This window comes from Maribacter antarcticus DSM 21422, from assembly GCF_000621125.1.
Classification (GTDB): domain Bacteria; phylum Bacteroidota; class Bacteroidia; order Flavobacteriales; family Flavobacteriaceae; genus Maribacter; species Maribacter antarcticus.
On the sequence record NZ_JHZC01000007.1, the window covers coordinates 87346 to 107088 of the forward strand.

The following is a 19743-nucleotide window of genomic DNA, read 5'->3' on the forward strand; positions in this document are numbered from 1 at the left end:
GCGAGGCCTTACACCTTAAAATAAATCTTCCACTTATCCAGAAAATACGTTATTACCCATAAAAACAAGAGAATCAGCAAGGCTTCAATAAGCAATATCCAGTTTTTATAAGGCAAAAGGATGTCAAAAACACCAGTACTCCATAAAATATCAAATTCACGAAATATCAAATGCCCAAAGGTTTCGGAAAAGAGATAAATAAAAATAGAATTGGTGCCCACCACTGCAAAAATACTTAACCAACTTTTTCGGTAACCTTTAACATCAATCGCCCAGTAAAAAAAGGCTAAAGTTAAAGTGCTAATCCCGCCGGAGGTCAAGGTAAAGGATGTGGTTGCGATGCGTTTTATGATAGGCGTAATTTCCAGCAAATCCATAGCAAATCCTACAGCCGTAATCGCTGTTCCCCAAATTAAAAACAATTTTAAGTTTTGCTTTTCAGAATTTTTAGACAGTAGCAGCTTTCCGCAAATAACCCCCCAAATGGTATGAGACATGGTAGGGATAAAGTTAACGAACACCCAGTAGCCACCATTTGTTTTCCCCATCGTAAGCATATCAAACCAAGCGCCAAAGCTCTCGTGGTTTTGTGCATAAGGCGCTGCAGGGTTATAGGCCCGGTACAGGGCTTCGGTCAAGAGCAAGAGTGCTATGGAAAACCCTATTTGAAACTTGTACGACCGGTTCATAATGGCATAGGCAATCAGTATCGTAAAAGCTAATTGTACCAATACGTTCCACAGTTCCCAAACGGGGCCGTGGCTATATACCCAATGCAGTAATACTCCAAAGGAAAACAATAAAAAGCAGCGCCTTAAAATATGTTTGGTCGCCGCGCGACGGCTTCCGGATGCTAATCGCTTCCGAAGTGAAAAAGGCATGGCCACGCCTACAATAAACATAAAAAATGGTTGTATGAGGTCCCAAAAACGCAAACCGTTCCAAGGGTGGTGTTCTAATTGAAGGCCAAGAGTCTCAAATGCGGTTCCCTCGACAAGACTACCAACACTTTCATGAACGCCGGCAGCTTCCGCAATTAGTAAGAACATAACAACACCACGGAAGACATCTAAAGAAAAGAGTCGTTTGGACGATGCGCTAGAAGATTGTCCCATATAATCTTACTTGGTTAGACAATAGAAAGGTAAGCGAAATTTAAATTTAATTGCTATCTTGAAATCATCACATATTTACAGTACAGAATCGACTATCAAAAGGACATAAATCATTCTTTAAAGCAGAAGGGTACATGGTTATAAAAAACAACTTGTCCTCCAAAGAAAAAACAACTTAAAAAATAGTTCCTGCCACCTTGGTTACAGCATTACGAACGAAACCATTTCATCAAGAAGATGCTAATAAAGCAAAGCGAGTTCAACCAAAGCTAATAGGTATTCGGTGATTGCTGATTTTAGGATTATTAATATGTTTACATAGGAGCATTCACCAAGCAAAAATTATATGGAAGAACAAAAAACTAATATATGGTATTATGAAAAGACCCTTACTTCTTTATCTATTATTTGTCGTATGGAATTCTCAAGTTTCCGCCCAAGAAACCAACGACTATCTTTGGCATAACCCATTGGAAACGCTCACCAAAATTGAAGGTCAAGGTTGGTCAAATCTTGGTTATAACAGATTGCCAGATACTGCAAAAACAGTTGTTAGAAATCCCGTTTGGTCCCTTTCTAGACATGCATCGGGACTCTCTATTCGCTTTATGACCGATGCAGATAGCCTTCAAATAGCATATGAGGTGGGTGGAAATATAGCGATGAACCATATGCCGGCTACAGGCGTTAGTGGCGTCGATTTATATGGAAAGCACGGTGCGGACAAATGGCTTTGGTATCGTGGAAAGAATACCTTTGGGGATACCGTGCAATTTGATTATAAGACAACAAAAAGCCCAAAAGGAGGCAGGGAATATCAGCTGTATCTTCCCTTATACAACACTTGTAAAAATTTGAAAATCGGCATACCAAAGGGAAGCGCCATTACATTTCTTCCGCAACGTAAAGAAAAACCCATTGTGGTCTACGGCACCTCTATTGCCCAAGGAGCATGTGCCTCCCGGCCTGGAATGGCATGGACGAATATTTTAGGCAGGAAGTTGGGCTACCCAGTTGTCAACCTAGGTTTTTCAGGTAATGGACGACTAGAGCCAGAAGTGCTGAAATTCGTGACCGATGTAGTAGCTAAAATCTATGTGCTAGATTGTTTGCCTAATCTGAGTCCAAACAAAACAAACACGGAATCCGAAATTAAAAAACGATTGCGCAAGAGCATCCAACACATCAGAAGCGAAAGACCAGAAGCAAAAATCTTATTAGCCCAACATGCGGGCTATAGCGACGGCGAAGTTGATGGTAATCGAAGAGGTGTTTACGAAACCCTAAATAAGTGGACTACGGATGTTTTTATTGAATTGGAACGAAATGGTATGCGAAACCTCTATATGCTCACCAAAAATGAAATCAATCTCTCCAACGATGCTTTTGTAGACGGAACTCATCCTACCGATTTCGGTATGGAGCAGTATGCTAAGGCTTATGCCATAAAATTGAACGGGATTCTTATAAAGTAAGTGCCCTACATAAAATAGCTTTACGCCATATGTTATATTGTTTAAACTGATAAGCATAAGCCAGACAAGGCATAGCAAAATTTCTCGCGCATTCTTTAAAACCTAAAGGGGTTTCCGTTAAATTCGTAGTGAAACAAATATTACTCAAAACCTATTATGAAAAACATACTATTTCCCATACTGCTTCTCGTTAGCGTAATACTAAGCGCTCAAAAAGAAGATAAAAAGGAAAAAGTCAAGCCCATCCCAAAAGCACAGTCCTTTGTGACCAAGCATCAAGGCGTGTTTGGTGGCAAAACCATCAACTATACCAGTACTGCTGAAGAAACCTATTTGACCAATAAGGAAGGTGATTCTATTGCTACATTCTGGTCGGTCGCTTACACGAAAAGCCCTATGGGCAATGTGGGCAAACGACCTGTTACTTTTGTGTTCAACGGTGGTCCAGGGTCTGCATCTATGTGGTTGCATCTAGGGTTTTTTGGCCCAAAAGTGGTGAAGACCGATTCTGACGCAAAACAAGACGATGGCGCTGCGCCTTATAATTTCGTCCACAACGAACATGGTTTATTGGATTTAACAGATTTAGTTTTTATAGATCCTGTTGGAACAGGTTTTAGCCGTTTAGTGGGAAAAGGCAAGCCTAAAGATTTTTACGGTCTCAAAGAAGATGTGGACTCGTTTGCGCAATTTATCCGCACTTGGGTCACAGAAAACGAGCGTTGGTTTTCCCCAAAGTACTTGGCAGGGGAAAGCTACGGAACGACACGTGCCGCAGCCTTGGGAAAAGCCTTAGAAGGCTCTGGACAAAACATGGCGCTCAACGGCATGATATTGATTTCACAGGCGCTAGATTATGCCGGGTCCACTTCGGCACACCACAACATAACTTCTTACGTGACCTATTTACCCAGTATGTCAGCTACTGCATGGTACCACAAAAAAGCAGGGCAGGGGAAGGCTTTGGAAGACTTTGTAGAAGAAAGTAGAAACTTTACCTACGATACTTATGCGCCAGCCTTGTATAAAGGAAATCTTTTAAGCGCTACAGAAAAAGAAGCTATCGCAAAAAAATTAGCCTATTTCACAGGGCTTGATAAAAAATACATCCTACAGTCTAACCTTCGGATACTTATGGGGCGATTTCAAAAGAAATTATTGGAAGATGAAGGTTTAGCTATTGGACGTTTGGATGGTCGATTTATGGGCGATGAAGCCGATAAAGTTTCTGAACGCCCTCATTTGGGAGACGCGGCCAGCTACAAAATTAGCTCTGCCTATACCGCCTCTTTAAACCATTACTTGGCATCCGAATTAAAGGTGAAAATGGACAGGCCCTATATCACTTCTGGTGGAGGTAGTAACTGGCGATGGAGAACGGTTCCAGATACTCAGTATTGGGAGCCCATGCCCGTAAACACAGCGCCTCATTTAGGCGAGACCATGCGTCGTAATCCCGCTATGAAAGTTATGGTGGCCAGTGGTTATTATGATTTAATCACACCGTTTTTTGATGCGGAATATACATTTGCACGCAACGGCATTGTCACGGACCGTGTTGAAATGACCTATTACGAAGCAGGACACATGATGTACACACATGAACCAGATTTAATAAAGCTTTCTAAAGATATTCGAAAATTTCTAACGGCTGAATAATGTGCTATTTACAACCATTTTTGTTTTGTTTTTTTGCGCTCAATGTGATGTTTTTATCCTTTGGCCAACAAGCTGTCCAAGGAGGTGTTTCGACCCAAAATAAGGTGTCTATTATTGTTTTGGGCACGATACAAGATGCCGGTTCGCCACATATTGCTTGCGAAAAAGAATGTTGTGCTGCATTGTTCAAAAATCAAGATGCGTCCCGTAAAGTAGTGTCTTTCGGAGTAGTGGACCGTAAAGCCCAGAAATCCTTTCTGTTTGAAGCCACTCCAGATATCGCTATACAATTACGCCGTTTACGTACTCATTCCGGATTTCAAAATACCGATATTCCAGATGGCATCTTCTTGACGCACGCTCATTTAGGTCATTATACGGGCTTGATGTATTTGGGAAAAGAAGCAACGAACGCCAACCAGGTTCCTGTTTATACAATGCCAAAAATGATGGGCTTTTTGGAAACTAATGGGCCTTGGAGTCAGTTGGTTTCCAATCAGAACATCACTTTAAGTCCTTTAACAAATAATAGAGAAAGGCAGCTTACAGCAGATTTAAAAGTCATTCCATTTACGGTACCACATCGTGATGAATATTCAGAGACTGTGGGCTACAAAATCATTGGCCCAAACAAGAGCGCCCTATTCATTCCCGACATAGATAAGTGGGAAAAATGGGAGACAGATATTGTTTCCGAAATCGCGAAGGTCGATTATGCGTTTTTGGATGCTACATTCTATGACGGGGAAGAAATCAACAATCGGGATATTTTAGAAATTCCACATCCGTTTGTAATCGAAAGTATCGTCTTGTTTGAAGACCTTCCGCCCTCCGAAAAGAAAAAAATCCATTTTATTCACTTTAACCATACCAACCCCTTGTTGAACACCAAAAGTGAGCAGTTTAAGGGGGTTCTGAAAAAAGGGTTTGATATAGCAAGAAAGGGGCAGGCGTTTGAGCTGTAATGGCTTATGTTCAATGTTGTAGAACACCTGATTGACATCCGAATAGAAAAAGTAAAGCCTATTTCAGAATAGGGTCCTACTGGGCCTTTTTACTAGAAACCAACTCCTAACCAATTTCTACAAGGGCGATTAAAATACCTCAGCATTTGACATGTTTCAAACAAAACAAATCAGATTAAACGCTACTGCAATTACAAAAATAATTGCGGCACTTAAAATTTTGTTTTGGAAAATTGGGAGCCTGTACGTTTTTTTTGATTGAATATATACCGAAACGTCCAACACCATTAATTTGCGGTCTTATACCTAAAAAACGTGTTCGTAAGAATCACTAATCTTTTTCTTTTAATGTGTTTTGTCCTATTTGGTTGTTCTAGAGATGAACCTAAAGAACAAATAGACGAGCATCAAATTTATCTTACAGTCTTGGCTCCTGTTAATTACATTGCCGAAAATGTGGAGACTTGGATTATTACTCATTATAGTTCTGGTGGCGTTCTAGATTCCAAAAAGTTAAAAAATGGAGACCGTTTTTTTTAGAAACAATAAAAACAGAATCCCTAGAAAGTTTTACCTTGGCAACACTGACCGCTACTGCACTTTCATTGAGCACTTCAAGATATTTTTTTGACAGCCCTACCCAAATACCTTATGGAAGCAACAAAAGTTACCGTTCGATTCCTGTTAGCACAAAAACAGAAATAAACGCTCCTCTACCAGGAAAGTTTTCTGTTAGGGTTCAAAACACATCCATATTCGTAGATTTTACAGTATCAAGCAAAGAAAATATTTTTCCTGTTCGCTCATGTTTTCTGAAACGAGGAGGAAGTACGTTGAATATACCTGAAATTGAAATATATGAGGAAGACAGTTATATTTTAAGTATCACAGACGGTAATAATAACCATAAGTACATTGCCTTTGAAAATATTCAGGATGGTCAGCTTCTTGAATTGGACGATAATGATTTTTTAAATTTTGATTCCTACGTTGCTATAGACGTTCCAAATCAGGATATTGAATACACTTATCTTATCGTCGGGTTAGAAGAGAGTGTTGACCATTTTCGTAACGATGTCTTTATTTATCCCAACAACATTCTATTAGGAGGAGAAGATAAAACCCCGTCCAACAAACTGGAATCAGATTATTTTAACAGGTTAAAACTCCCAAAGCACAAAACATTTTTTTCCATAGAAATGAAGGGTATAAGTATTTGTTTAGAGAGCAAAGAGCACCTGCATATGCTATATCTATTCCAGAAAAGGCGATTTTTAATTACGTAGATGATAAGATAGATAATTTTCTGTTTCTATCGAATATGAGAATAGAACCAGCCTTTGGTACTCTTTCGAAGAAACCACTAGACAACCACCCGAACTTGAAGGGGTTAATCCCCATACTACCACTTGGTTAATAAGCTCAGAATCTGACGTTAATCCCAAAATCAATGAATTTCCACAGGTAATTAACGAAAAGTATCCTAATCTAAATCTAGAATCCTTAGAATATCAAAACACTAGCTTTCAATTGTCTAATACTCGGTCAGAATCAGAAGAATAGCAGAACGAACAATACGAAATTGAAACATTAGATATTAATAATAGAAAACGATTTATATCTGCAGTTTTACTAGTTCCACAGAGTCCTTTTTTCTTGGTAAATAAAACGAATATTGATATTCAATGTTTCCTCATGGGCTGCCTTAACGTCATAAACAAACGGTTAATTCACTTTTAAACCAATAAAAACATAAACATCTTACCTTTTTATTATATTGATGTCATTTGTTTTATTTTACAGATATTTTTATGCTAGACAAAAATTACACAAAACATATTCCATTTATTTTTTTGATTGCTCTTCTATTGATGTTTTCCAGTTGTTCAAAAGACGAAACACCTATGTCAAAATCTGTTGGAGAGGAGAAGCCAAATCTAAATTCCGAAGAACCAACCATAATGGAAGATGATATTAATTTTTCTTAGTATGAGAACCCTAATTATATTCTGGATAGTGGGTCGGAAAATGGATGGTGATTCATACTCAAGATGGCGATTTGCTGGACTACAGGGAGTTTAAACGTAGAGATTCACTGCTTTTTAGCAGTACTTCAGAAAAACTTAAACACACTATCCATTATAATCTTAAAGTCTAGCTCTTTTAACTATAACATACACTGTGTTTCAACTGTGACAAATATAAAAATAGGTTCTGTCTGGAGCTGCACTAACACATTAGAAAGAGCTAAACCAACAATTTCCGATCCTCAAGGCGAAGAAAGGTCAAATTATAATATTCTAGTAAACGACATTCCTAATATTTCTTGCAATACAATAGCTTCCTAATCTGATTATTTTGAATTGATGAATACGGACTACCCCCAAGTCAATACCTTAGAAATAAACAACATTACATTCTGACTTTTCTTATACTTTCACGATACGAGACGGAAATGACCAATTGAAATATAGATTCCTAGATTTGCCTGAAAGTGGCGGTGATATCTCGTTAGAGTATTCAGATGGGTTTTTAGTTTATGATAACGTTCTAGAAATAGACTTGCCAGAACATAAAGGATACAATAGCAAGGTATTAGCACGTAATTGGAATACAAATTATCAAAAAGAATTGTACATGAGCATAGACAATTTTTATGGTCAAAACGTGATAAAGCTTTACTTGGCTATTTAGATGGTTTTGATTGGTTTTATACTAACCTAGAGGTGGCCTATGATGACACTTCTCGTTATCAATATCTCGGACCTGGTGATGTGCCAGCACGTATAACTGTGCCTGTTAACCCTCATTTTGAAATTCAAAATAATGATGTTTCTAATTCTAAATGGGCTACAGATGTGGAATTCGCGCAGTATAGTTCCTACTGGAATTACGACGATATCAGTAATAAGTCTTTTGCTTCTTATACCTTGACTGGCAAGTCAGATAGTGAGGCTATACTCGGAACGATGCCAGAAGAACTTTTAGATAAGTATCCTTCTATGAACTTTGATAAATTAGAATATAAAAGAACTACTCTGGGTTATCGTCAAAACCCTAAATTTGATTTTGATAACCAAACAACATTCTTTAAATAATTAAAATTTGGTTTTTTTAAAATCTAGAGTTTTCTGAACCCGAAGATTAGTTTCATTTTAAAATTTAGCAAGAAAAACCAGAGTTGAAAAATTAAACGATAATCTACCGTAATACAAACTGCTGGTCTTTGTAGCGTCTAATAAAACCGATTTTTCCGTTTTACAAAAACATTGTTTATTAATTGAATAATAATAGAAACAATATCTGCAATGAGACGTTGTTAAAAATAGACACCTTAGAACTTCCCTAAAGCAGCTTAGATCGTATTTGCAGCTTTACCCAGTCTGACAGGGGTTGCCTAATGGGGCAAGGGTGTTTTTTAAAAGCGATACGTTAAAATTTGAATTTACACGACGATTTAAGGGACGCCGTTGATAGTCAACGTATTGTTTTAACTGCAGATGTGTCTTTTTGAACCGGAAAGATTATTGAGTTATAGCGTCATTTTCTAGCAAAGATGCTGATGTTTCTGGGAGCGATAATTATTTAAAAATAGAGACTTGCCTCAAATCAATCAAATCTTTATCTTGTTCTTTTAAAATACGTTTAGTGCGTAAGTAACGGTTTACATTATGCTCATCATAATTTTTGGATGCTTTATCAACACTGCTAACCCTAACCATATCAGAGGCGTGAATGAACTCATTGTTGCCAATCCACATGCCTACATGTACTACTTTTTCTTTGGTGGCATCTGTTGCTTTTTTACCAAAAAACAGAAGATCTCCCGGTTCCAAAGCCTCAAAGTTTCCAGTATCGTCAATCGCTTTTCCTGTGTGTACTTGTTGTGAAGCATCTCGAGGGATAATTATTCCATTTAAAAAATAAATGGTTTTTGTAAAACCACTGCAGTCCATTCCCTTGGTAGAGGTGCCGCCCCATAAATAAGGAACTCCCATAAAACGCTTGGATGTGGAGACCAAGACGTCAGGATTATTATTCAAACCCACCAGCCAGTCCTCATATTTTTCTGAATCCGTACGATCTACATATCCCTGTCTTCCATCAGGAAATCTTACAATAAAAAATTTATCAGAATATTTAAGCACCTCTAATAGGTTTCCGGCAACCAAATCGGATATAATTTGCTCCTTGTCCGGCCCAAGATATGCGTGACCATAGGTTTCTGTATAAATAATCTTATCAGCAGATTCCCAATTCTTTATGTCTTGCTCTGTAAATAGCACTATGCCACCCGCATCTACCCATGCCAAATACTTGTCCGGGGTTTGAATGTAATACCAGCCCCCCTCTTTTTTCAATACTTTTACAGGCGTACCTAATGTGGCCTGTGTTGCTAGTTCCGCACTATGTTTCGGTTTACTTCTTAGGTTTGCCACAGATATATTAATGATGGCATGCATTTTATTACCTAACTCTGCAGTTGGTAATACGGTGATACTATCTATAAAGGAAATACTATTAAATGTTAAGGAATCCAACAGCCTTTGAAGGCCTTTAGGTTGGTCGGTCTCTCCTTTTAATATATGGGTGCGAGCACTTTTGTGGGCTTCTATTTGGAACACGGCCACCCTTTTGTCAGGTGCCACTTCTTCTTGCAATGCGGCTATATGCTTTTGAGCCGTGTTTTCCGAAACAGTTTCGGTCTCACAACCCAAACACAACATCAATACTAGTAATATATAACCAAACCTTATCTCCATCGTTTATGATTTTTGTAAAAATACATAATCCACGTATAGGTATTGATTTTTACGTTTTAATCCAACCCTAAAAATTCCTTACTTTAGCAACTGATGAAGAAACTAAAGGTTATTGAACTTTTTGCCGGTGTAGGCGGATTTAGATTAGGACTGGAGCAGACAAAACACTTTGAAATCGTATGGAGTAACCAGTTCGAACCTAGCACAAAAGCGCAACACGCATCCCAAGTTTACGAAGCAAGGTTCGGAGCAAAACATCATAGCAACAAAGATATTTCAGAGGTAGCTACAGCTGATATTCCCGATGCTGATATGCTCGTAGGTGGGTTTCCATGCCAAGATTACTCGGTGGCAACAACACGGCAAAACGCCAAAGGGCTCATTGGTAAAAAGGGCGTGTTGTGGTGGACTATACATCACATACTTTCGGGTAAAAAGAACCCGCCTAAATACTTGTTTCTAGAAAATGTAGACCGCTTACTAAAATCGCCCTCGAACCAACGCGGGCGAGATTTTGCTGTTATGCTCAAAAGCTTAGATGACTTAGGTTATGCGGTAGAGTGGCGTGTCATCAACGCTGCAGAATATGGAATGCCCCAAAGGCGCAGGCGAATCTTTTTTATCGGCTATCACAAATCTACTCCAACGTACAAAAACCTTCAGAATTCAGAGGCATCAGAATGGGTTCATACACAGGGAACTTTTGCAAAAGCCTTTCCTGTTGCAAGCACTTTAACTAAAAAACACTCTTTTTCTATTACAGAAGATTTGGTAGCACTTTCAGAAAGATTCAATATCGGAGAAAAATTATCGCCATTTCAAAATAGTGGTGTATTTATAAGAGGACGCGTTTATACAGAAAAAACGAGTGCTTCCTATGACGGTAAACGAACTGTACTGAAAGATATTCTAATCAAGAAAGAGGTTCTAGACGAATTCTATATTTCCCCTGACGAATATGCAAAATGGGACTATTTAAAAGGGGCTAAAAAGGAAGTGCGAACCGCTAAAAGCGGTTTTGCCTATAATTACAGTGAAGGGAGAATGATTTTCCCAGATGCGCTTGACAATGCCTCAAGAACAATTATAACCGGAGAAGGGGGTAAAAGTCCGTCCAGATTTAAGCACGTAGTGCAATCAACAAAAGGACTGCGTAGACTTGCGCCGTTAGAACTAGAACGGTTAAACATGTTTCCCGACAACCACACAAAACTTGAAGGAATAAGCAATACCAAACGCGCCTTTTTTATGGGTAATGCATTAGTGGTTGGCGTGGTAAAGAAGATTGGAAAAGCACTTCATGAACAAATAAACTCTTAATGTTTTGGCTTTAAAGAGCACATTTACGGCTGACTTAAAAAAAGAACAACAACTTACCCTGCTCTTAGATGCGTATTATGACAAACACCTAAAACACTACCATTTTGAACGCATACAGAATAATTAACAACAGTTTGAGGGAATAGACCTTATTATGACACAAAAAAAACTGGGGTAAGCTATCTTGTTGATGAAAAAGCGAAATGAGCTTAATTAAACGAAGACCTACCCACGTTTGCCTTTGAACTGTCCTATAAAAAAGCAGAAATATTAAAGAAAGGGGGGGTCTTTGATAAAGCAAAAAAAACAGAATTCTACTCCCTGATTACCGGGATATATTCAGATGTACCGTGCACTTTTACCACATGTAACATAACCTTGGTAAACCGATAGAAGCGCACTGCTTTCTTAAAAGGCAAAGGAATTAATGAGTCACAATTAGCTTCCCATACTAATAAACAGGGGAAAACACATGGTAAATTGAGACTAAAGGAATTAAACGATAAAACAGAGGGATATCTTTATATTTCATCAAATAACAAAGTTGAAAAACCAATAAATCTAGTGCTTAAGTTAGATTTTATGATTAAAAACAAGCTTACAAATCGTTTAATTCAGCCTTTTTTTTTAGACTATATAGTTGGTTTATGTTTGTTTAATCGCCCATCTTAGTCCGAATATTGTTGTTTGTGGTATTTTTTAACCCTTTGGGCGATAAAATCATTATGCTCAAGAAAACTAGATTTATTCTAACCAACCGAAGGGTCTAAAACACTCATATACCTTTGCGATTTTAAAAAAACACCCTAGACAAGAATACAGAAGTGTGAAATATGGTAAGTTATTGTTAATCAACAGTAGTTTTGATTTTTGATTTTTTTTTTGTACCTTTTTTGCCATGGTACAAGTAGACAAAACAGAGAACATAGCGTTTTTAGAGAAATCGATTCATCATTTGGAAGCTACTGGTTTTGAAAATATAAAAGCAGACATGGAGGGCTACGAGACTCCAAAATCTTTCACTCGAAAAGGAGGGGACACAAAAATAACGCCAGATATCGTGGCAATGAAAAATGGTAGAAAGTATTTTTTTGAAATTAGCTTGAAATCAGCAAAGCCAAGTTTACTAAAATCAAAATGGCTATTCTTGGATACTTTAAGTAGAATGCGCTCCAATCGCTTTCGAATTATTACTACGCGGGGCCATTATAAATTCACGGATATGATGTTGGAAGATATCAACCTGAGTAATAAAACACCAATACGTATATAAAAAATAAACACCTTAAAAAAGTAGAGCTATGCCCCATTTTTAATCATTGCTATATGCGGTATACCATCTTCTAAATATCCTTCTCCAAGTTCTTTAAAGCCTAATTTATTATAGAAATGTTTTAAATATTCCTGAGCTGATATTTTAATAGTCTCTTCTTTCAAATGTTCCTTAACCGCTTCTATAGAAGCTTCCATTATTACTTTTCCATAACCATATCGTCTTTCTTCTTTGGCAACAACCACTCTTCCAATACTGGCATTATCATAATATAAACCCGCTGCAAAAATACGTGTATAGGCTACTATTTTAGCATTATTAGTTCCTATAACATGTAATGCCTTTTTATCCTTATCATCTACATCTTGATAAACACAGTCCTGTTCTACTACAAAAACTTCAGCACGCAGCCGAAGAATGTTATAGAGTTCTGTTGTGTTAAGTTCCTCAAACCTTTTTACCGTTATGTTCATGTCTAATCCTGTACAATTATCTGTTTACTGCCACATTTTCCAAATTCTGGTTGAATATTTACGTAATTAATACCGTGGTTATGGAACAAGTCTTTTTCAATTTCTTCCAAAATAACATCAAAACGTGACAAGCGTATATTCTCTTTAAAATCTATATGCGCCTCTAAATGTAATTCGTCCTCGTTTAATAGCCAAATATGAACATGACGTACATTCTTAACTGGCACTATCTTCTTTATTGTTTCTACTATTTCTTGTTTTTAAATGGTGTTAGGTGTAAATAACATCCATACCCCGGTAGAATCCTTTAGCAAATCATATCCCATAAAAATCAAATAAATAGCAATTGCTAGCGCTAAAAGAGCCTATACCATTTAAAAAACATCATTAAAAGACCGACTATCAATACCGCTACAGATGCCATTATATCGGATAATAAATGCAAATAAACAGATTTCATATTACTATTAGCATCTTTCTTTAGCAACAGAACCCTGAATCCATTGCCTACAATAACAACTAAAGATAACCAGATAACTAAATTTGACTCTATTTCTTGTGGATTTATAAACCGTACTACTACCTTTTTTATCAATATAAGAGCTACAACGATTAAGGAAGAGGTATTAACAAAAGCAGTAATAATTTCTACGCGTTTATATACAAAAGTCTTATTGGTAGAAGCTTTCCTTCTAGATAGTACGGTCGCTATATAGCTGAAAATAAACGAAATAACATCACTAAAATTATGAAGTGCATCCGAAAGCAGAGAAGGATTCCCGGATAGGAGCCCTCCTATAACTTGAGCCACAGTGATAACTATAGTCAGTAAAATGGAAATAATAAAACTTTAGCCTCTTAAATCGGGGTGTGAATGACTTTTATTTGAATGAAAATGTTTCATTCTTTTTAAATAAAACTACATTTATTGATATATATCTTAGCTATAATCTTTAAAGGTATTGTTCGCTACAATTTGTACCTGAGCTATTTTAACACCTAGTCGTGTTTCAAAAATTAGTAGAGATACATAGGAGTATAAAACAAAAGTCTATTTTCTTTTGATTCTAAATAACCATGCAACTGGGTGTTATTACCTACTATATATTTTCATACACATAACTCATAATCTTTAATTCCATCAGCGGTTACAACGCTAGGTATAGTTTACTTACTTTAAAAAATAGATTTTTAAATATTTTTCCTAATGAAGAGACATTATTAGGCGTCAAAAACAGTAACAATATCAAAAGTCTATTGCATGTGTAATTTATACTTGAACTGGTAGGTAGTACTTTTTCTAAGTTTAAATACATTTCATTTAAACACAGGATATTTTTTCTATACGCCTTTCGTGTCTTCCACCTTCAAATGACGTATTGAGAAAAGTAGTAACCATTTCAAGCGCTTGAGGCAAAGAAATAAACCGTGCTGGTAAGCTTAAAATATTAGCATCATTGTGAGCGCGTGCTAGTTCTACTATTTCGGTTGTCCAACATAATGCAGCGCGTACTTTTTGATGTTTATTAGCCGTCATAGAAGCTCCATTACCACTACCACATATAATAATACCAAAATCTACCTTTGAATCTTCAACATCTTTAGCGACAGGGTGAACAAAATCTGGATAATCTACACTATCCGATCCATCAGTACCATAATTTGTTATTGCTATGTCTTTGGATTTGAGTAACCCTATTACCGCTAATTTATATTCGGTGCCAGCATGGTCATTACCTATAGCTATTTTCATGTGCTAAGTTTTTAGATTATTAAGATAGGGGTCCTTACATACAAATGTACGATATACCATTGTTCACAACAAGAAATCAACAATTCACAACATTATATTTATATTTAATTTTAAAGGTTGTTCATTAGTGCAGTAAAAAACGGGTTAAGTATGTTAACATATGTTAATAAGTCTATATTATAAAATTTGCTAGTTAATATTCTATTCTGCTTACTTTTTTTACACAGTATAAACTAAATTTGTTTTAAGAACTAGTCAAGTAGTTTTAAAGAAAAAAATAGGCTTAGTGAACATAAAATTCTAATAAACTTATTAATAATTTTATGTTTAAATAGGTTATCAACCGCTACTGATAACTTTATTAAATTTCTGATTATCAAACTATCTTATGACTTATGGTCTGTGAACAAGTATTGGTATCTCATAAAATCAAGTAAACCCATTTTTAGTTATACCTGCTATTAACATGCTATAATAAACATCAATAATTTATATAAAATTTAAAAGAAATGGAACAATATGATATTACTGTTGATAAACTTTAAAATAATTATAATACAAGCTTAAAATGACTTAACAATGGTAGTGGAATATAATTCGTAATTTTCCAACAAATTAAAATTTTAATGTCGAATAGAAATAAGAAGGCGAGAAATCATAAAACAAACGAAATTACTAAGGGTATCTTTACAGTTTTAGAAAAGGAACCAAATAATACTTTTAATTATAAGCAAATTGCAGCAAAAATTGGTATTACAGATACTAATGATAGAAATACCCTAATAAAAAGATTGGTTCAGTTAAAGGAAAAAAGGCGCATAACGGAGGTAGATAGAGGGAACTACCAGATGCTTGAGGATACGAAAACATACCACCAAGGTAAAGTAGATATAACGGGTAGAGGAAATGCCTATATAGTGATAGAAGGTATGGATGGTGACGTCTTTGTTCCTAATAATAAGATCAATAAAGCATTTCATAAGGATGTCGTTGAAGTGTTTATATATCCTAGAAAAAAAGGTAAGAAGCTAGAAGGCGAAGTTCATAAAGTAATAGAGCGTAATAAAGTCACGTTTGTAGGTATTGTTGACATGCAGAAAACTTTTGCGTTCGTTAGACCAACTGATTTTAGAATGTACACCGATATTTTTGTTTCCAATGATAAATTGAAGGAAGCAAAAGATGGAGATAAGGTCGTGGTAGAAATTACTGGTTGGCCGGATGATGTAGGCTCTCCTTTTGGTAAGGTTACGGAGGTTTTAGGTAAACCAGGTGAGCACAATACAGAAATACATTCTATACTAGCGGAATATGGGTTGCCCTATGAGTTTCCACTGGAAGTAGAACGTTTTGCAGATGACTTGGATACAAGTATAAAACCAGAAGAAATTAGTAGACGAAGGGATATGCGTGAGGAGTTAACCTTTACTATAGATCCTAAAGATGCTAAAGATTTTGATGATGCCCTCTCATTTCAAGAACTTGAAAATGGTAATTATCAAATTGGAGTTCATATTGCAGATGTTTCTCATTATCTTAAAGAGGATACGGTGCTAGATGATGAAGCATACGCACGAGCGACCTCGGTATATTTAGTGGATCGTGTGGTACCTATGCTGCCAGAAGTGTTGTCTAACAATGCTTGTTCGTTACGCCCCAACGAAGAAAAGTATACTTTTTCTGCCGTGTTTGAACTGGATAATAAGAGTAATGTTGTTGACCAATGGTACGGAAGAACTGTTATAAATTCAAACGAGCGATTTGCTTATGAGGAAGCCCAATACATTATAGAAAAAGAGAATGGAAATATTCCTGGGGATATAAGTATTAGAGATAGTGCTTATAGCGTGGATGATACGGTAGTAACGGCAACGTTGACTATGAATAGGTTGGCGAAAATTATGCGTGCTAAACGGATGGATCAAGGTGCATTATCTTTTGATAAGGTAGAGGTTCGTTTTAATTTAAATAGTGATAATGAACCTGTTGGTGTTTATTTCAAGGAAGCAAAGGATGCCAATAAGCTTATAGAGGAATTTATGTTACTTGCCAATAGAAAAGTGGCCGAGTTCATTGGAAAGCAAAAAAAGACTTTTGTGTATCGTATTCATGATGATCCTAACGAGGATAAGTTAATGGCTCTTAACGGTATTGTTTCTAGGTTTGGACATAAGCTAGATTTTAAAGATAAGAAATCAATTAGTGCATCTTTAAATAAGCTTTTAGACGACGTAAAAGGGAAAAAGGAACAGAACTTAGTAGATACTCTTACCATACGCAGTATGAGTAAAGCGGTGTATACTGTAGATAATATTGGACATTATGGGTTAGCATTTGATTATTATAGTCATTTTACCTCGCCGATACGGAGGTACCCAGATGTAATGGTGCATCGATTGTTGCAACATTATTTAGATGGAGGTAGTAGTGTGAAGTCAGAACCACTGGAGCAGAAATGTAGGCATTCTTCAGACATGGAAGGTCTTGCAGCAAGCGCGGAGCGTGATTCTGTAAAATACATGCAAATTAAATTTATGCAGGACCATGAGGACAAGGAATTTATAGGTGTTATTAGTGGTGTTACAGAATGGGGTGTATATGTAGAAATAATAGAGAACAAGTGTGAGGGAATGGTTCGTATAAGTGATATCAAAGGAGATTATTATATATTTGATGCGAAAGAATATGCTATCGTAGGAGAGCGTACTAAGAAAATATACCAACTTGGAGACGAGGTAATTGTAATGGTAAAAAATAGCGATTTAATAAAACGACATCTAGATTTTGCTTTATTGGGCAAAAACGAATAGTAGGTATTGAAACAGAATTTGACGTAAAGGCGTGTAGTAAAGAACTAGGGTTGTCAAACGGCAATATTATCAAAGCACCGTTTCTCATGTAAACAAACAAAATGAAACATTTTTTAATTCTGTTGTTGCTTATAGGATTTAAGTCCTCTATTGCACAAGATAATAAGGTTACAAAGGTCTTGGATAATTTTAAAGAATTGAAAGGTTTTGATGGTTTATCTATTAACTTGATTAAATCTACAGTAAATAAAGCGGTAATTACTGGAGAAAGCACTGATAAGGTGGATATAGTTAATAATAAGGGAGTGCTTAAAGTTCGTATGCAATTAGGCAAAATCTTCAGTGGCTATAAAACGTTCGTCGATATTTATTACACAAATAAATTAGTAGTTATTGATGTTAACGAGGATGCGTTTATACAAAGTGAAGACGAAATCAAACAAGATATACTTGAACTAAAAGCACAGGAGGGCGGAGAAATTAAAATTAAAGCCTCCGTAGAGCAAATGTTGGTAAAGGCAGTATCTGGGGGGGTTATTCATACAACAGGAATGGCGAAGCTTCAAGATATTCAAATAAACACTGGTGGGGCGTATGAAGGGAAAGAGTTTAAAACTAAATTCACTACTATTAATGTAAATGCAGGAAGTAGAGCAAAAATTTATGCCAGTGATTACGTAAAGGTAAGTGTGAAGGCAGGTGGCGAAGTTCTCTTATATGGAAACCCTTCCAAGGTAGATGAGAAAACTGTGTTTGGAGGGAATATAAAAAGAATGTAATAATTTATGTTTGAAGACGTACAGGCTGCAATACCCTTAGGTTTCTTGTTAAGCTTTATGATTGGTCCTGTATTTTTTGTATTACTAGAGACCAGTGCAATTAAAGGTTTTAGAGCCGCATTGAGTTTTAATATTGGTGTAATCGTTGCCGACACTCTATTTATTTTAGCTGCTTATTTTAGCAGTTACCAATTGTTGGAAAATTTAAGCAATCAACCAGGTCTATACGTCTTTGGTGGTGCCATTCTTTCGGTATATGGGGTTACCACATTTTTTAAACAAGGTGTAAAAGCAGATGCCAGTGCACCTATTAAAGTCACTAAGGGCGACTATTTAGAACTTTTTGTTAAAGGGTTTTTATTGAATTTTATAAATATAGGAGTTCTTGTTTTTTGGTTAGGCGTTATAATTATTGTAGGACCTAGTTTAGATAATGAACCTGTAAGAATACGAGTCTTCTTTGGAACGATGTTAATTGCTTATTTTACGACGGACCTATTTAAAATTTTGTTAGCGAAGCAGTTAAAGAGAAAGCTTACATATAATCGGATACGTATTGTAAAGAAAGGTGTGGGCGTTGTATTGGTCATATGTGGAATAGTACTTATCGTTAAAGGATTCCTTCCCAAGAATCAGTTTACCATAGAAAAAGGCATTGAGAAGATAGAAGGTATCAGAGACTAAAAAACCCGGCACTTTGGCCAGGTTCTAGATTGCAAAACAATATTGTTTTACTTTACGTATTTTGCATTAAGCATTGTAACTACGGCATCTGTTAAATTGTTGGCATCTGTTCCGTAAAGAACGCTACCACCCTCACCACCGCCTAGAATGTAACTGTAACCGTTAGCTTTACCATAGGCTTCAATTTCCTTTTTAACGTTGCTGACAACGCTATCCATTTGGACTTGGCCTTCTGCTTGCAGTTGTTGGTCTTCTTGTTGGAGCTGCTGCCCAATGAATTGACCTTTTTGTTGGAATGCTGCATATTCGTCCTGAGCTTTTTGTTGCGGCATGCTTTGTGCCTTAGCTTGGAAGTCTTGAGCTTCAATTTGGAAAGCTTGAGAAATACTATCTCTTTTTTTTGTAAGCGCATCAGCTTTTACCTTGAAAGTTGCTTCAATATCAATTTTTTCTTGATATTCGTTCATTAACTTTACGTTATCAACGTATCCAATTTTTTCTTGTTGGCAGGCTACGATTGTTAAAACGGCCAAACCAAGGATAATTTTTTTCATTGTTTTTATTTTAATGTTGCGCAAAAGTAATAAAGGTTTTCAAATGCATTCGTTTTTTCTAAGTTTTTATACCCAATAGTGTTATTACGTTAAGTGAAAATTATATTATATTTGATTAAC

18 protein-coding genes and 1 pseudogene are annotated in these 19743 nt (G+C 36.4%); 13 read left to right on the forward strand and 6 right to left on the reverse strand.

Translation table 11 applies throughout. From position 1 onward, the window contains the following. Nucleotides 1-8: 8 nt before the first annotated feature. The gene (locus Q360_RS0107285; protein ID WP_027076502.1) at nt 9-1115 is read right to left on the reverse strand and encodes an acyltransferase family protein; all 1107 of its coding nucleotides are present in this window, start codon (nt 1113-1115) and stop codon (nt 9-11) included. A 377-nt stretch (nt 1116-1492) separates the two neighbouring features. Between Q360_RS0107285 and Q360_RS0107290 the strand changes: the two genes are divergently transcribed. From Q360_RS0107290 to Q360_RS0107320, 7 genes are all read left to right on the forward strand, one after another. Next, nucleotides 1493-2590, forward strand: a complete 1098-nt coding sequence (locus Q360_RS0107290) for an SGNH/GDSL hydrolase family protein (protein WP_027076503.1) — start codon at nt 1493-1495, stop codon at nt 2588-2590. 156 nt (nt 2591-2746) lie between these two features. Next, nucleotides 2747-4249, forward strand: coding sequence for a S10 family peptidase (locus Q360_RS0107295; RefSeq protein ID WP_036195401.1), 1503 nt, complete (start codon nt 2747-2749; stop codon nt 4247-4249). Beyond that, nucleotides 4249-5214 (forward strand): MBL fold metallo-hydrolase, encoded by a 966-nt coding sequence (locus tag Q360_RS22690; RefSeq protein WP_084273389.1) that lies wholly within the window; start codon nt 4249-4251, stop codon nt 5212-5214. The genes Q360_RS0107295 and Q360_RS22690 overlap by 1 nt, the downstream gene beginning before the upstream one ends. A 348-nt stretch (nt 5215-5562) precedes the next feature. Further along, nucleotides 5563-5754 carry a hypothetical protein gene (locus Q360_RS0107305; RefSeq protein WP_027076505.1) on the forward strand — a complete coding sequence of 64 codons (192 nt, stop codon included), beginning with the start codon at nt 5563-5565 and terminating at the stop codon, nt 5752-5754. Between the two features lie 35 nt (nt 5755-5789). Further along, a complete protein-coding gene (locus Q360_RS0107310; RefSeq protein ID WP_027076506.1) occupies nt 5790-6500 on the forward strand; it encodes a hypothetical protein in 711 nt (236 codons plus the stop codon). A gap of 525 nt (nt 6501-7025) precedes the next feature. Then, a complete protein-coding gene (locus Q360_RS0107315; protein WP_156950041.1) occupies nt 7026-7202 on the forward strand; it encodes a hypothetical protein in 177 nt (58 codons plus the stop codon). Nucleotides 7203-7820: 618 nt separating this feature from the next. Further along, nucleotides 7821-8312 (forward strand): hypothetical protein, encoded by a 492-nt coding sequence (locus tag Q360_RS0107320; protein WP_027076508.1) that lies wholly within the window; start codon nt 7821-7823, stop codon nt 8310-8312. A gap of 483 nt (nt 8313-8795) precedes the next feature. Here the strand turns inward: Q360_RS0107320 and Q360_RS0107325 are convergent, their stop codons facing one another. Then, nucleotides 8796-9977 (reverse strand): SH3 domain-containing C40 family peptidase, encoded by a 1182-nt coding sequence (locus tag Q360_RS0107325; RefSeq protein WP_027076509.1) that lies wholly within the window; start codon nt 9975-9977, stop codon nt 8796-8798. Between the two features lie 93 nt (nt 9978-10070). Between Q360_RS0107325 and dcm the strand changes: the two genes are divergently transcribed. The 3 genes from dcm to Q360_RS0107335 all read left to right on the forward strand — a co-directional run bounded on the left by dcm (nt 10071) and on the right by Q360_RS0107335 (nt 12570). Beyond that, nucleotides 10071-11297 carry a DNA (cytosine-5-)-methyltransferase gene (gene dcm / locus Q360_RS0107330; RefSeq protein WP_156950042.1) on the forward strand — a complete coding sequence of 409 codons (1227 nt, stop codon included), beginning with the start codon at nt 10071-10073 and terminating at the stop codon, nt 11295-11297. A gap of 4 nt (nt 11298-11301) precedes the next feature. Next, nucleotides 11302-11424 carry a hypothetical protein gene (locus Q360_RS26955; protein WP_262493212.1) on the forward strand — a complete coding sequence of 41 codons (123 nt, stop codon included), beginning with the start codon at nt 11302-11304 and terminating at the stop codon, nt 11422-11424. Between the two features lie 771 nt (nt 11425-12195). Beyond that, nucleotides 12196-12570, forward strand: a complete 375-nt coding sequence (locus Q360_RS0107335) for a hypothetical protein (protein WP_027076511.1) — start codon at nt 12196-12198, stop codon at nt 12568-12570. 26 nt (nt 12571-12596) lie between these two features. On the opposite strand, the gene Q360_RS0107340 is transcribed toward Q360_RS0107335, so the two are convergent. The 3 genes and pseudogenes from Q360_RS0107340 to Q360_RS0107350 all read right to left on the reverse strand — a co-directional run bounded on the left by Q360_RS0107340 (nt 12597) and on the right by Q360_RS0107350 (nt 14796). After that, nucleotides 12597-13043, reverse strand: a complete 447-nt coding sequence (locus Q360_RS0107340; RefSeq protein ID WP_027076512.1) for a GNAT family N-acetyltransferase — start codon at nt 13041-13043, stop codon at nt 12597-12599. A gap of 2 nt (nt 13044-13045) precedes the next feature. Continuing rightward, nucleotides 13046-13887: pseudogene (locus tag Q360_RS22695) on the reverse strand (cation diffusion facilitator family transporter). Nucleotides 13888-14364: 477 nt separating this feature from the next. Next, the gene (locus Q360_RS0107350) at nt 14365-14796 is read right to left on the reverse strand and encodes an RpiB/LacA/LacB family sugar-phosphate isomerase (RefSeq protein WP_027076513.1); all 432 of its coding nucleotides are present in this window, start codon (nt 14794-14796) and stop codon (nt 14365-14367) included. A gap of 626 nt (nt 14797-15422) precedes the next feature. Here Q360_RS0107350 and rnr point away from each other — a divergent pair. From rnr to Q360_RS0107365, 3 genes are all read left to right on the forward strand, one after another. Then, entirely contained in the window at nt 15423-17606 is a 2184-nt protein-coding gene (rnr, locus tag Q360_RS0107355) for a ribonuclease R (protein WP_027076514.1), read from the forward strand. Between the two features lie 101 nt (nt 17607-17707). Beyond that, the gene (locus tag Q360_RS0107360) at nt 17708-18385 is read left to right on the forward strand and encodes a head GIN domain-containing protein (RefSeq protein ID WP_027076515.1); all 678 of its coding nucleotides are present in this window, start codon (nt 17708-17710) and stop codon (nt 18383-18385) included. A 6-nt stretch (nt 18386-18391) separates the two neighbouring features. Then, nucleotides 18392-19069 carry a LysE family translocator gene (locus tag Q360_RS0107365; RefSeq protein ID WP_027076516.1) on the forward strand — a complete coding sequence of 226 codons (678 nt, stop codon included), beginning with the start codon at nt 18392-18394 and terminating at the stop codon, nt 19067-19069. Nucleotides 19070-19116: 47 nt separating this feature from the next. Here Q360_RS0107365 and Q360_RS0107370 read toward each other — a convergent pair whose 3' ends face one another. After that, a complete protein-coding gene (locus Q360_RS0107370; protein ID WP_027076517.1) occupies nt 19117-19623 on the reverse strand; it encodes an OmpH family outer membrane protein in 507 nt (168 codons plus the stop codon). Nucleotides 19624-19743 lie beyond the last annotated feature (120 nt).